Annotated in this window: 3 protein-coding genes; all 3 read left to right on the top strand. The window is 71.9% G+C overall.

Annotated elements, in window-relative coordinates; translation table 11 throughout:
- Positions 1-99: 99 nt before the first annotated feature.
- Positions 100-13,758 carry an amino acid adenylation domain-containing protein gene (locus ACWEMY_RS23070; RefSeq protein ID WP_452391686.1) on the top strand — a complete coding sequence of 4,553 codons (13,659 nt, stop codon included), beginning with the start codon at positions 100-102 and terminating at the stop codon, positions 13,756-13,758.
- Complete coding sequence (locus ACWEMY_RS23065; protein ID WP_375928073.1) at positions 13,755-14,744, top strand: ATP-binding cassette domain-containing protein; 990 nt, start codon at positions 13,755-13,757, stop codon at positions 14,742-14,744. Before ACWEMY_RS23070 ends, ACWEMY_RS23065 begins: the two co-directional genes overlap by 4 nt.
- A gap of 107 nt (positions 14,745-14,851) precedes the next feature.
- The gene (locus tag ACWEMY_RS23060) at positions 14,852-15,631 is read left to right on the top strand and encodes an ABC transporter permease (protein ID WP_375935213.1); all 780 of its coding nucleotides are present in this window, start codon (positions 14,852-14,854) and stop codon (positions 15,629-15,631) included.
- Positions 15,632-15,663 lie beyond the last annotated feature (32 nt).

Below are 15,663 nucleotides of genomic sequence, written 5' to 3'. Positions count from 1 at the left end.
GAGTACTCCGAATCATGGGCGTGGAAAGCCACGCCCTGGGCCCTCTTGTGCCCGGGCGCTGCTCGGGGAGTCGTGACACAAGGCAGAACGGAGTGCTTGATGAGTTCAGTGGCCACCGACCGCGTCAGCTCATGCGTCACCGACGGGGATGTCGGCCAACCGTTCGCCCTCTCACCCGGCCAGACGGCGCTCTGGTACGCGCAACGGATCAGGCCCGACATCCCGCTCACCATCGCCCACTACGTCGAACTGCACGGCGCTCTCGACGTCGGCAGGCTGCTCTACGCCGTGGAGCGCTACGGTGCCGAATCCCAGGTCGGACACGTCCGCCTACTCGAGGTCGACGGGGTACCCCATCAGCGGGTCGACCCCTCCTGGCGGCCCGGCTGGGCTCGGATCGACCTTCGCGGCGAACCCGACCCCCGGGCCGCCGCACTGCGCTGGATGAACGATCACGCCAGCACCCCCATCGACATGGAGCGTGAACCGCTCACCATCAATGTCGTGTTGCGGGTCGGTGACGAGGACTGGTTCTGGTACGAACGTGGTCACCACATCGTGATCGACGGTTACGGTGCGATGAACGCGCTCACCCGCACCGCCGAGATCTACACCGCCGTCGGCGAACAGCGGGAACCGTCCGTGTCCCGGGCCGCCGCGCTGGTGGATCTCTACGCCGACGAGTCCCGCTACCGCGAGTCGAGCCGCTTCCGCGCGGATCGGGAATACTGGATGGAGCAGCTCGCCGGGGTCGGCGAGCCGATGACGCTGTCCTCGGTCACCGCCGCGGGCGACACCCACGATCCGGGCAGGCACCGGGCCACCGCGGTGCTCGCGCCCGAGGTCGACACCCTGCTCACCGACGCGATCGCCACGCACAGCTCGGCCAACTCCGCGCTCATCGTCGCCGCGCTGGCCGCCTACGTCCGCTCGGTCACCGGCGATCCCGACGTGGTGCTGAGCCTGCCGGTCTCCGCGCGCACGACGGTCGCGCTGCGCCGCTCGGCGGGCGTGGTGTCGAACGTGGTGCCGCTGCGGGTGCGTTTCGACGAGCACACCACCGTCGCCGACGTGGTGCGCCAGACCGAACTGCAGATCACCGGCGCGCTGCGCCACCAGCGCTACCGCTCCGACGACATCCGCCGCGACTGCGGCTACTCGCGGGACGCCCGCGGATTCTTCGGCCCGATGGTCAACATCATGCTCTTCCACGACGAGCTGAAGTTCGACGACATCGCCGGTCAGCTTCACGTGCTCGCCACCGGTCCGGTCGAGGACCTGTCGATCAACATCTACAACGGCGACGGCGGCCGCATCCAGCTCGACTTCGAAGCCAACCCCCGGCTCTACGGCGAAGCCGAGGTCGCCGCCCACCACGGCCGGTACCTGGACTTCCTGGCCCGCTTCCTGGCCGCCGACCCGGGCACCCCGGCACAGGCGCTGACCGCGATCACCGCCGCCGAGCAGACCACGGTGCTGCGTACCTGGAACGCCACCGAGATGCCGGTGCCGCCCGCCACCCTCGTCTCGCTGTTCGAGGACCAGGTCCGCCGCAGCCCGCACGCCGTCGCGCTCGAATTCGGTGACCGCGCCATCGGATACACCGAATTCGGCGACCGGGTGAACCAGCTGGCCCGCGAGCTCGTCGCCCGCGGCGCCGGACCGGAGACCACGGTCGGGCTGTGCCTGCACCGCAGTATCGAGATGGTGATCGGCATGTACGCGGTGCTGGCGACCGGCGCCGCCTACCTGCCACTGGACCCCGAACACCCGGTCGACCGCATCGACGCCGTTCTCACCCAGGCCCGTCCGGTGTTCGTGCTGACCGCCGCCCGCGACGGGGTGTCGCTGCCCACCGGGACGGTGCGCCTGGATCTGGACACCCTCGACGTCACCGGCCACAGCATCGCCCCGATCACCGACGCCGACCGCCGCGCGCCGCTGCGGGCCGACCAGCTCGCCTACGTCATCTTCACCTCCGGCTCCACCGGCAGGCCCAAGGGCGTCGGCATCACCCACGCCGCGATCGTGAACCGGCTGCGCTGGATGCAGGCCGAGTACACCCTCGACCACACCGACGCGGTGCTGCAGAAGACCCCGGCGACCTTCGACGTGTCGGTGTGGGAGTTCTTCTGGCCGCTGCAGGTGGGTGCCCGGCTCGTCGTCGCCGCGCCCGACGGGCACCGCGACCCGGCCTACCTGGCCCGCATCATCACCGAGAAGTCCGTCACCACAGCGCATTTCGTGCCGTCGATGCTGTCGCTGTTCGTCACCGATCCGCGCGTGCGCGGCGGGGCCGGACTGCGGCGGGTGTTCTGCAGTGGCGAGGCGCTGCCCGGCGCCACCGTCGCCGATTTCCACGCCGCCCTGCACGGCCCCCTCGGTGGTCCGGAGCTGCACAACCTCTACGGGCCCACCGAGGCCGCGGTGGACGTCACCTACTGGCCGTGTCCGGCCGAGGCGAGCACGGTGCCGATCGGCTCGCCGGTCTGGAACACCCAGACCTACGTGCTCGACGCGCACCTGCGGCCGGTGCCGCCCGGGGTGGTCGGTGAGCTGTACCTGGCCGGCGTCCAGCTGGCCCGCGGCTACCTCGGCCGCCCCGACCTCACCGCCGACCGGTTCGTCGCCAACCCGTTCACCCCCGGCACCCGGATGTACCGCACCGGTGACCTGGCTCGATGGCAGGTCGAGACCGGTGTGCTGGAGTACCTGGGGCGCACCGACTTCCAGGTCAAGATCCGCGGCCTGCGCATCGAGCTCGGCGAGATCGAATCCGCGCTGCTCGCCCGGGACGGAATCGCTCGCGCGGTCTGCGTGGCCAGGGCGAGCCGCACCGGCGAAGACGAGCTGGTGGCCTACGTCGTCGCGGCCACGGGTGCCCCGGCGCCCGATGTCACCGCGCTGCTGTCGGGACTGCGGCGTGGGCTGCCGTCCTACATGGTGCCCTCCGCGCTGGTCGTCCTCGACGAACTGCCGCTGAGCGCCAACGGCAAGGTCGACCGCAAGGCGCTGCCCGCGCCGGCCTCCGGAGTGCGGCTCACCACCGGTGCCGCCGCGCCGCAGACCGAACTGGAATGCGCGCTGGCCGAGATCTTCACCGAGGTCCTCGCCCTGGACGGCACCGAGATCGGGGTGGAGGACAGCTTCTTCGACCTCGGCGGCAACTCGCTGGTCGCCGCGCGCGCGGTGGCCCGGATCAACACCACCCTCGACGCCGACCTGACCATCCGTCACCTGTTCGAGGCGTCCACCATCGCCACCCTGGCCGCCTACATCAGCACCCACCGGCCCGAAACCTCCACGCCCAAACTGGTTCCGGTGCACCGGCCCGAGCGCGTGCCGCTCTCGCTGGCCCAGCAGCGGCTGTGGATCCTCAACCGCTTCGCCGAACACGCCGCCGCCTACAACATGCCGCTGGCCCTGCGGCTGACCGGACCGCTGGATCTGGGTGCCCTGCGCGCCGGGTTGCGCGACGTGCTCGACCGGCACGAGAGCCTGCGCACCAGCTTCCCCGAAGGGCCGGAGGGCCCCTATCAGCTGATCCAGCCCGCCGTGGCCATCGACCTCGAGCCCGTCGACGCGATCGCCGCCGACGTGCCCACCCTCGCGGCCGAGGTCGCCGGTCGCGGCTTCGACCTGCGCACCGAGACCCCGCTGCGGGTGGCGCTGTACCGGGTGGGCACCGACGATCACCTGCTGCTGGTGGTGCTGCACCACATCAGCGGTGACGGCTGGTCGGTCGCCCCGCTCGCGCGCGATCTGATGGTGGCGGTCGGCGCCAGGGCGGGCGGCACCGCACCGCAGTGGACGCCGCTGCCCGTGCAGTACGCCGACTTCGCACTGTGGCAGCGCGAACTGCTCGGCGCGGAAACCGATCCCGAGGCCCCGCTGGGCAAGCAGCTCGGGCACTGGCGCCAGGCGCTGGCCGGCCTGCCCGATCAGCTCGACCTGCCCCTGGACCGCCCGCGGCCGCTGCAACGCGACACCGGCGGCGACACCGTCGCCTTCACCCTCGACGCCGAGATCCGGCGCGCGGCAGCCGATCTCGCCACCGCACACGGGGTCAGCATGTTCATGGTGCTGCACGCCGCGCTGGCCACCCTGCTGTCGCGGCTGTGCGCGAGCACCGACGTCACCGTCGGTACGCCGATCGCGGGCCGGTCCGATCCGGCGCTCGACGAGCTGGTCGGCATGTTCGTCAACACCCTGGTCCTGCGCACCGAACTCGATCCGGCCGCGGGCTTCGACCGCGTGCTGGCCCAGGTCCGCGACACCGATCTGGACGCCTTCGCCAACCCCGACGTGCCGTTCGAGCGGCTCGTCGAACTGGTGAACCCGGAGCGCTCCACCGCCCGGCACCCGCTGTTCCAGGTGATGCTGTCCTACGACCGCACCCCCGAACTGCGCATCGAGCTGCCCGGCGTGGCCGCCGAACTCGTCCCGCTCGAGACCGGCGTCGCCAAGTTCGACCTGCAACTCGAGGTACGCGACAACCACGACGACGGACCGCTGGAAGCCGAATTCGGCTTCGCCACCGATGTTTTCGACCGTGGCACGGTGGAGTCGATCGCCCGGCGGTTCACCGCCCTGCTGGCCGCGGTGATCGCCGACCCGACCACCCCGATCGGTGATCTCGACCTGCTCGACCGCCGCGAGATCGCGCGGCTGGTTCCCATCGCCGGCGCCCCCGCGGAGCCGGCGGGCACCCTGGCGCGGCTGTTCGGCGACACCGCCCAGCGCCTCGCCGACGCCGTCGCCGTGCGCTACCTCGGCTTCGACACCACCTACCGGGAACTCGACGAACGCTCGAACCGGCTGGCGCGCAGCCTGATCGCGCACGGTGCGGGCCCCGAGGCCGTGATCGCGGTGGCCCTGCCGCGCAGCCTCGAATCGATCGTCGCCATCTGGGCGGTCGCCAAGACCGGCGCCGCCTACGTGCCCGTGGACCCGGCCTACCCGGCCGAACGCATCGCGCACATGATCGGCGATTCCGGCGCGGTGCTCGGGCTCACCCTGCCCGAGCACCTCGCCGCCCTGCCCACCACCACCGGCAAGCATCGCCGCGCCCCGGAATGGCTGGTCTTCGGCACCGCCGACTTCGAGGCCGACTGCGCGAGCCGCGCGGCGGGCCCGGTGACCGACGCCGACCGCAGGTATCCGATGCGGCCGGGCCAGCCCGCCTACCTCATCTACACCTCGGGCTCGACCGGCACGCCCAAGGCCGTCGTGGTGACCCACGCGGGCATCGCGTCGCTGGCCAGCGAGCAGACCCAGCTGTTCAAGGTGAGCGACGCCTCGCGCACCATGCACTTCTCCTCACCCAGTTTCGACGCCTCGGTCCTGGAACTGCTGCTCGGTTTCGCCGCGGGCGCCACCCTGGTGGTCGCCCCCGCCGACCTCTACGGCGGGGCGGAGCTGGCCGCGTTCCTGCGCTCGGAGCACATCACCCACGCCTTCATCACCCCGGCCGCGCTGGCTACCGTGCCCGCCGGGGACTTCCCCGAGCTGGGCACGGTGATCGTCGGTGGTGAGGCGTGCTCCGACGAGCTCGTCGCCACCTGGGCTGGCCGCTACCGGATGCACAACATGTACGGCCCGTCGGAGGCGACCGTGGCCGTCACCGCCAGCACGGCCATGGTGCCGGGGGAGCCGGTGCCGCTCGGCGGTCCGGTGCGCGGGATGCGGCTGTTCGTGCTCGACGCGCGGCTGCACCCGGTGCCGCCGGGCACGCCGGGCGAGCTGTACGTCTCCGGGCCCGGTCTGGCGCGCGGCTACCTGGGCAAGCTCGCGCTCACCGCGCAGCGCTTCGTCGCCAATCCGCACGGACGGGTGGGGGAGCGGATGTATCGCACCGGTGACCTGGTGGTCGCCGACAGCATCGGGCGGCTGCGTTTCCTCGGCCGCGCCGACGACCAGATCAAGATCCGCGGCTTCCGCGTCGAACTGCGCGAGATCGACCACGTCCTGCGCGAGCACCCGGGGGTGCGTTCGGCGCTGACGCTGGTGCACGTCGACGAGCAGGGCCAGCAGCGGCTGGCCTCCTATGTCACCGTCGACGGCCCGGTCGACCCCGCCGCGGTGCTCGACACCGCCCGGGGCAGCCTGCCCGGGTACATGGTGCCCGCCGCGCTGACGGTGCTCGACCGGATGCCGGTGACTCCCGCGGGCAAACTGGACCGCAAGGCCCTGCCCGCACCGGAATTCGCCGCCGCCGGTGGCTCGCGTGCCCCGCGCACCCACCTGGAGATGCGGGTCGCCGCGGTGTTCACCGAGGTGCTCGGACGGCCCGTCCCCGGCGCCGAGGACAGCTTCTTCGACATCGGCGGCAACTCGCTGCTGGCCACCCGGCTCGCCGCGGCCCTGCACGCGGATTTCGAGGTGGACCTGCCGGTGCGCCAGATCTTCGACGCGCCCACCGTCGCGGGCATCGCCGGGCTGATCGCGGAAGCGCCCCGGACGCAGCGGGTGGCGCTGGCGGTACACACCCCGCGCCCGGGACGCATACCACTGTCGCTGCCGCAGCAGCGGCTGTGGTTCCTCAACCGATTGTCTCCCGAATCCAGCGCCTACAACATCGCATTCGTCTTGCGAATCGGCGGAGATCTGGACATCGGCGCCCTGCGCGCCGCGCTCACCGACCTGGTGGCCCGGCACGAGGTGTTGCGCACGGTGTTCCCCGAGGACCTGTCCGGCGCCCAGCAGGTGGTCCTGCCGCTGGCTCAGGCGGTACCGACCGTCGAGGCCGTCGACACCGACGACGAAGGCGCGCGGGCGGCGTTGACCACCCTGGCGCGCACCGGGTTCGACCTCACCCGCCAGACCCCGCTGCGGATCTCGTTGCAGCGCACCGCCGCCGACGAACACCTGCTCGGCGTGGTCGTGCACCACATCGCCGCCGACGGTTGGTCGCTCGGCCCGCTCACCCGCGATCTGGCGGTGTCCTATGTCGCCAGGGCCGCGGGCTCGGCCCCGCTGCGCGAGCCGCTGCCGGTGCAGTACGCGGACTTCAGCCTGTGGCAGCGGGCCGTGCTCGGTGCCGAGGACGACCCGGAGAGCATCGCCGCCACCCAGGCCGCGTACTGGCGCGAGGCGCTGGCCGAACTGCCCGACGAGCTGCCGCTCCCCTTCGACCGGCCGCGTCCGGCCGAGCCGGTCGGCGAGGCGGGCACCGTCACCTGCGCGGTGTCGGCACCCCTGCAGGACGCCATGGCGGAACTGGCCTCCCGTACGGGCGTGAGCCTGTTCATGGTGGTGCGCTCGGCGCTGGCGGTGCTGCTGCGCGGGGTCACCGGCGGGCGCGACATCCCGATCGGAACCCCGGTGGCCGGGCGCACCGACGTCCAGCTCGACGAGCTGGTCGGCATGTTCGTCAACACCCTGGTGCTGCGTTCCGACGTCGACCCCGACCGCAGTTTCGCCGACCTGCTGCACACCGACCGCGACACCGAACTGGCCGCGCTGGCCAACGCCGATCTGCCGTTCGAGCGGGTCGTCGACGCGCTCGGTCGCGACAGCAGGGCCAGCAACCGGCATCCGCTGTTCCAGGTCGCGCTGAGCATGCAGGACGACCGGACACCGGAACTGGAGCTGCCCGGTCTGCGCCTGAGCGCCGAGGAACTCGACATCGCCCGCGCCAAGTTCGACCTGGAACTGCGCGTCGCGCCCGGCACCGACGAGCGTCGCTACGAATTCGTCTACGCCGCCGAGCTTTTCGACGAGTCGACGATCCAGACGCTGGCCGAACGGTTCGTGCAGATCCTCACCCAGGTGACCGCCGACCCGCGGCAGCTGGTGCGCGAACTCGATCCGCTCACCGTCACCGAGCACCGCACCCTGGTGCCCGCGCAGGGACCCGCCATGGTGACCCCGATGGTGTTGTCCGACATCGTCGAACGCGCCGCCACGCTCTTCCCGGACCGGCCCGCGCTGCGCTGGTTCGCCGGGGGCAGCGTCGCCGGGGAGATCGGCGAACTCGACTACGCCGACGTCGCCCACCGGGCACACCGGCTCGGCCGGGCGCTGATCGCGCGGGGCATCGGCACCGGCGACCGCGTGGCGGTCGGGCTCACCCGTTCGCTGGACTGCGCGCTGGCGATCTTCGGGGTGGCCTCCAGCGGTGCCGCGTTCGTGCCGGTCGACCCGCGCTACCCGGCCGACCGGGTGCGCCACATGCTCACCGACTCCGGTGCCCGGGCGGTGCTCACCAGCAGCGCCGACGCCGAGGCGCTGCGCGAGGCCGCCGGGCCGCTGGACACGCAGTGGCTGCTCATGGACGACGAGACCCTGCACACCGAGCTGGCCGGATACCCAGGCGCGCCGATCACCGACGCCGAGCGGGTCCGCCCGGTGCGACCGGCCGATCTGGCGTATCAGATCTACACCTCCGGTTCCACCGGTCTGCCCAAGGGCGTCACCGTCACCCACGGCGGTCTGGTGAGCCTGGCGGTGGACCTGCGCGAACGCATGGGCCTGGACCGTTTCTCCAAGACGTTCTTCTTCTCCACCCCGAGCTTCGACGTCTCGGTGCTGGACATGCTGCTCGCGGTCTACTCCGGCGCCGAGATGGTGATCGGCCCGATCGACATCTACGGCGGCGACGAACTCGGCGCGCTGCTCGAGCGCGAGCACGTGACCCACACCTTCCTCACCCCCGCCGTGCTGGCCTCGATCGACGCCCAGCGCTGGCCGCTGCCGCACCTGCGCGGGCTGATGGCCGGTGGCGAGGCGGTGCCGCCGGACCTGGTGGAGAACTGGGCGCCGGGACGGCGGTTCGTCAACGCCTACGGGCCCACCGAGTTCACCGTCATCGCCGCCATGTCCGAACTGCGCGTGGGTGTTCCGGTGACCATCGGCACGCCGGTGCGCGGCTCGCGCGCGCTGGTCCTCGACGAGCGGCTGCGACCGGTCGTCGTCGGGGTGCCCGGCGAGCTCTACATCGGCGGTGCGGGGATCGCCCAGGGGTATCACCGGCGTCTCGGCCTCACCGCGGGACGGTTCGTCGCCGATCCGTTCGGCCCGGCGGGCAGCCGCATGTACCGCACCGGCGATGTCGTGCGCTGGACGCCCGCGGGCGAGCTGGACTACCTCGGCCGCAGCGACCACCAGGTGAAGGTGCGTGGATTCCGCATCGAGCTCGGCGAGATCAGCGCCGTGCTCGGCAGCCACCCGGACGTCCGCTTCGCCCATACCGAGGTGCGCACGATCGCCGGCGACGACCGGATCGTGGCCTGGGTCCAGCTCGCCGAGGGCACCGATCCGGCCGAGCTGGCCGCCGTGCGCGGCCACGCGGCGGCGCGGCTGGCCGGGCACATGGTGCCCGCCGCGCTGACGCTGCTGGACCGGGTGCCACTGACACCGGTCGGCAAACTGGACCGCGGCGCGCTGCCCGAGCCGGAGTTCACCACCGCCGCGGGCCGGGCCCCGCGCACGGAATCGGAGCGGCTGGTCGCCCGGGTGATCGGTGAGCTGGTCGGCGTCACCGAGGTCTCGGCCACCGACAGCTTCTTCGACGTCGGCGGCAACTCGCTGCTGGCCACTCAGCTGGTGGCCAGGCTGGCCGCGGCCAGCAATGTGCGGCTCGAGGTGCGCACGGTGTTCGCCGCGCCCACCGTCGCCGAACTGGCCGCGCTGATCGAGTCCGGTCCCTCCGGCGACGACGGCCGCCCCGAACTGGTGCGGCGGTCGCGTCCGGAACGGATTCCGCTGTCGGCCGCCCAGCACCGGCTGTGGTTCCTCAACCGGTTCAACGCCGGTGCGGGGGGCGAGAGCCAGTCGGTGGGCGCCTACAACATCCCGGTCGTGCTGCGCCTGCACGGCACTGTCGATCTCGACGCACTCATCGCCGCTTTGCACACGGTGCAACGACGGCACGAGACGCTGCGCACGGTGTTCCCGGAGAACGCCGGCGAGCCGGAGCAGCTGGTGCTCGATCCGGAGATCGCCGCGGTGACCCTGTTCCACGCCACGGCGGCACCGCACGAAGTCGACAGTGCCGTCACCCGGTTCGCCACGCCCGGTTTCGATCTGGCGTCGGCGGTCCCGATGCGCGCGGCGCTGATCACCGTCGACCACACCGGGCTGCCGGTGCCCGCCCAGGCCAAGCTGGCCGTGGCCGGGTCCAAGGAGCACGTGCTGGTGCTGGTCGTGCACCACATCGCGATGGACGGCTGGTCGCTGGAACCGCTGGCGGCCGAGGTGGCCGCGGCCTACCGCGGCATCCGGGCGGGCGAACCGTTCGGCGCGGAGATCCCGGAGATCCAGTACGCCGACTACACGCTGTGGCAGAACGAGCTGCTCGGCACCGAGGACGACCCGGACGCGCTGATCAGCAAGCAGCTCGCGCACTGGCGCGGCGTGCTCGACGGCCTGCCCGAACTGCTCTCCGTGCCCGCCGACCGATCCCGCCCGCCGGTGCCCTCCTACCGGGGCGGCACCGTGGACTGCGCGGTCGACGCGGCCACCCACCGCGCGCTGCGCAGCATCGCCACCGCCAACAACGTCAGCATGTTCATGGTGCTGCACGCCGCGCTCGCGGTGCTGCTGCACCGGGTCACCGGCACCGACGACATCGCGGTGGGCACCGCGAGCGCGGGCCGCGGCCATCCCGCGCTCGACGCGATGATCGGCATGTTCGTCAACACGCTGGTCCTGCGCACCGAAGTCGCCGACGACCAGGCCTTCGTCGAGCTGCTGCGCACCGTGCGCGACGGTGATCTCGACGCGTTCGCGCACGCCGATCTGCCCTTCGAACGGCTCGTCGAGGTCCTCAATCCGGCCCGGTCGCAGGCGCATCACCCGCTGTTCCAGGTGATGCTCTCGGTCCGCAACACCCCGGTGCGGATGCTGGAGCTGCCCGGCCTGCGGATCGAGGCGGTCGACACCGACGCCGGCATCGCCAAGTTCGACCTGCAGTTCACCTTCCAGGAGACCCAGACCGCCGACCGCGTCGGTGACGGCATCGCCCTGTCGGTGAACTACGCCGCCGACCTGTTCGACGAGGTCACCGCCCGCAGGCTCGGTGACCGGCTGGTGCGGCTGCTCACCGCGGTGGCCGCCGACCCGAACACCGCCGTCGGCGACCTGGCCCTGCTCGACGCCGTCGAGTGGACCGCGCTGGCACCGGTCCACGGCGCCAGGGCCGACCGCCCGGTCACTCTGCCCGTGGTGTTCGGCGCCGCGGTCGCCCGTTCGCGGGACGGCGTCGCGCTCAGCGCCGGCGACACCGTGGTCACCTACGATGCCCTCGACCGGTGGACCAACCGGCTGGCCCGGGTGCTCATCGGCCACGGCATCGGCCCGGAAAGCCTGGTGGCCCTCGGTATTCCGCGTTCGGTGGAATCGGTGGCGACCATGCTCGCGGTCGCCAAGGCGGGCGGGGCGTTCGTGCCGGTCGACCCGAACTACCCGCCGCAGCGGATCAGTCACATGCTCACCGACTCCGGCGCGGCCCTCGGGCTCACCCTGCTCGCGCACCGCGACCGGCTGCCCGGTGACACCCGCTGGCTGGTGCTCGACGACCCGCACACCCGGGCCACCGTCCTGGGCACCGACGACTCACCGATCACCGACGCCGACCGGATCCGGCCGCTGCGCCTGGCCAACCCGGCCTACGTCGTCTACACCTCCGGCTCGACCGGCACGCCCAAGGGCGTGGTCGTCACCCACGGCGGCCTGTCGAACTTCGCCGCCGAGACCGCCGACCGGTACGACGTGCGCCCGGGCAGCCGGATCCTGCACTTCGCCACCCCGAGTTTCGACGGCGCGCAGCTCGACATCCTCTTCGCGCTGGGCGGCGCCGCGACCCTGGTGATCGCCCCGGCCGGGGTGATCGGTGGCGAGGACCTGCGGCAGTTGTTCATCCGGGAGCGGATCACCCACGCGTTCATCACCACCGCCGCGCTGGGCACCGTCGACCCGGCGGGCGTGCACTCGCTCGCGCACGTGCTGGTCGGCGGCGAGGCACTACCGCCGGACCTGCTCGCCCGCTGGGCGCCGGGACGCAACTTCTACAACGTCTACGGCCCCACCGAGACGACCATCGTCACGCTGATGCCGCAGCCGATGAGCCCGCAGGGGCCGATCACCATCGGCGGCCCGATCCGCGGGGTCGCGGCCACCGTGCTCGACCGGCGTCTGCACCCGACGCCGATCGGGGTCACCGGGGAGCTGCAGCTGGCCGGTTCGGCGCTGGCCCGCGGCTACCACAACCGGCCCGGCCTGACCGCGCAGCGCTTCGTCGCCGATCCGTACGGCGCCCCCGGCGAGCGCATGTACCGCACCGGTGACCTGGTGCGCTGGCGGGCGGGCGCGAGTTCGGCGCTGGAGGTGGAATACGTCGGGCGCACCGACCACCAGGTGAAGGTGCGCGGTTTCCGGATCGAACTCGGCGAGATCGATGTCGCGTTCGGCAGGCACCCCGAGGTCGAGTTCGCCCTCACCATCGGGCACACGACCGCCGCCGGTGTCACCGCGCTGGTGTCCTATGTCAAGGCGCGGGCCGGTGCGGCGCCGACCGTGGCCGAGCTGAGCGAGCACGTGGGCGCGCACGTGCCCAACTACATGGTCCCGCAGGTGATCATGCTGCTCGACGAGGTGCCGCTCAACCCGGTCGGCAAGCTCGACCGGGCCCGGCTGCCCGAGCCGGTGTTCAGCACCACCGAGGGCTACCGCGCGCCGGTCACCCCCGCCGAGGTGGCGCTGTGCGCGGTGTTCGCCGAGGTGCTCGGGCTCGAGCGGGTGGGTGCCGAGGACGGGTTCTTCGAACTCGGCGGCAACTCGCTGCTGGCCACCAAGGTCGTTGCCGCGCTGCGAGACCGGGGCTACGACATGCCGGTGCAGATGATGTTCGGCGATGCCAGCCCGGCGGGCATCGCGCAGCGGCTCGACTCCGGCGACGCGGCCGCGGTGATGGCCGCGGCCACCGGGCCGGTGCTGCCGTTGCGCCCGTCGACCGGCCCGCACGACACTCCGCTGTTCTGCGTGCACCCCGCGATCGGCCTGTCCTGGTGCTACGCGGGCCTGCTCGCGCACCTGGCCCCGCAGCGCCCGCTCTACGGCCTGCAGGCCCCGCACGTCTCCGGCGACGACAGCTTCACCTCGATCCCCGAGGCCGCGGGACACTATGTCGCCCATATCAAGTCGATCCAGCCGCACGGTCCCTACCACCTGCTCGGGTGGTCGCTCGGTGGCCTGATCGCGCAGGAGGTGGCGGTCCAGCTGCAGGAGATGGGCGAGGACGTCGCGCTGCTGGCCATGCTCGACAGCTACCAGCTCGGCGACCGCTGGCTCGACACCGCGCTGCCCAGCGTGGCCGACATCCTCGGCGAGTTCGGTGCCGATCTGCTCGACGGGGCACCCCTGCCCGCCGATCTGGATCTGCACGAAGCGGCGGATCTGCTGCGGTCCCAGCCGGGCCCGTTCGCCGCGCTCTCGGTGGACAACCTGCAGCGGCTCTACACCGGTTACGCCGACGGCACGGTGATGGCCAACAAGTTCCGGCCGCGCCTGTTCGACGGCGACCTGCTGTTCTTCACCGCCGCGGCGGACGAGATCAACGCCGCCGACCCCGGCCGCTGCGCCGAGGCCTGGCAGCCGTTCGTCACCGGCAACATCCACAACCACGACCTGCCCTGCAGGCACGCGGCGATGACCACTCCGGAATCGCTGGCGGCGATCGGCCCCGTGCTGCATCGCCACCTCGACGCGGTCCCCGAGATCACCGTGTGCGGCGGCGGCCAGAAGGAGATGCGTCCGTGAGTCTGGCGGTAGAAGTGCGTGGCCTGGCCAAGAGTTACGGCAAGGTGCGCGTACTGAAGGAGATCGACCTGGAGATCCCGGCGGGGACCGTCCTGGGCCTGTTGGGACCCAACGGCGCGGGCAAGACGACGACCGTGCGGATCGTCACCACCCTGCTGCGACCCGACGCCGGTTCCATCCGCGTCGCCGGCGTCGACGTGCTGGCCGACCCGGCCACCGCACGCACCCGCATCGGGCTCTCGGGCCAGTACGCGGCGGTCGACGCGAACCTCACCGGCTACGAGAACCTGCGCATGGTGGCGCGCCTGTACGGCATGTCGCAGAAGCAGGCGGTGGCCAGGGTGGAGGAACTGCTCACCGCGTTCGGGCTGGACTACGCCGCGGGCAGGCGCGCGGGCACCTACTCCGGCGGCATGGCCCGGCGCCTGGACCTCGCGGGCGCGCTGGTGGCCCGGCCGCCGGTGGTGGTGCTCGACGAACCGACCACCGGCCTGGACCCGCGCGGCCGGCTGGACATGTGGAAGGTGATCGGCGACCTCGTCGACGACGGCACCACGGTGCTGCTCACCACCCAGTACCTCGAGGAAGCCGACCTGCTCGCCGACCGGATCACCGTGATCGACAAGGGCGGGGTGATCGCGCGCGGCTCGGCCGACGAGCTGAAGACCTCCATCGGCGGCGACCGGCTCACCGTCACCCTCGCCGCCGGGCAGAGCCCGTGGCCCGCGGTGTCGGTGCTGCAACAGGTGGGCGTCGGCGAGCCGATCCACGAACCCGGCACCGACGAGGTCTCGGTGGTGGTCGGCAACGGCTCGCGCACCATGGTCGAAGCGCTGCGCCGCCTCGACGACGCCGGTGTCTGCGTGCTCGACGCCAACGTCGTGCGGCCCACCCTCGACGACGTGTTCCTGTCCCTCACCGGAACCCCGGCCGCGCCCGCCCCGGAACCCGAAACCGACGATGTGCAAGAGGAGATCCTGTCGTGAGTGCCCCGGACCTCGCGGTCGACGACTACGAAACGCGCGACCTGCCCATCCAGCAGCCCACCCCGCGCCCGGCGGTGCCCGTCGACGCGCAGCCGCGCGCCCGCTTCCTGCGCGACAGCGGCATCGTGGCCTACCGCAACCTGCTGACCATCCTGCGCGTACCGACCCTGCTGGTCACCGCCACCGTGCAGCCGCTGATGTTCGTGTTCCTGTTCGCCTATATCTTCGGTGCCTCGCTCGGCGGCGACCAGTACCGCGAGTTCCTGCTGGCGGGCATCTTCACCCAGACGGTCGCCTTCAACGCCGCCTTCACCACCGTCGGCCTGGCCGGTGACCTGCAGAAGGGCATCATCGACCGGATGCGCACACTGCCGATGTCGCGGCTGGCGGTGCTCATGGGCCGCACGCTCTCGGACCTGGTGGTCAACATCCTCAGCCTGGGCGTGATGGTGATCTGCGGCTACATCGTGGGCTGGCGGATCAACGGCGGCATCGCCGACGCGGCCCTGGCCTTCGGCATCATCCTGCTGTTCGCCTTCGCCATGTCCTGGGTCGGCGCGCTCACCGGCCTCATCTCGCCGACGGTCGAGGTGGCCCAGAGCGCGGGCCTGATCTGGATGTTCCCGCTGTCGTTCATCTCCTCGGCGTTCATCTCCGCCCAGACCCTGCCCGGGCCGCTGCGCACCATCGCCGAATGGAACCCGATCACCGCGGTCTCGGCGGCGGGCCGCAAGCTGTTCGACAACGACGCCCCACCCAGCTTCGGCACCCCCACCGGCTGGCCCGCCGACAACTGCGTGCTCTACGCGGTGATCTGCTCACTGGTCATCCTGGCCGTCGCCATGCCCGCGGCGCTGCTGCAATACCGCAAGGTCGCCAGCCACTAGCCGGAGACGCCGAGGGCCGCCTCCCGATCGGG

It is taken from the genome of Nocardia sp. NPDC004415 (genome assembly GCF_053602435.1).
Note: the sequence above shows the minus strand (reverse complement) of the source record. Positions and strands in the feature narration are given on the sequence as shown.

Coding starts and splice junctions, on each gene's coding strand:
- ACWEMY_RS23070 (WP_452391686.1), top strand. CDS start 100: ATGAGTTCAGTGGCCACCGACCGCGTCAGCTCATGCGTCACCGACGGG.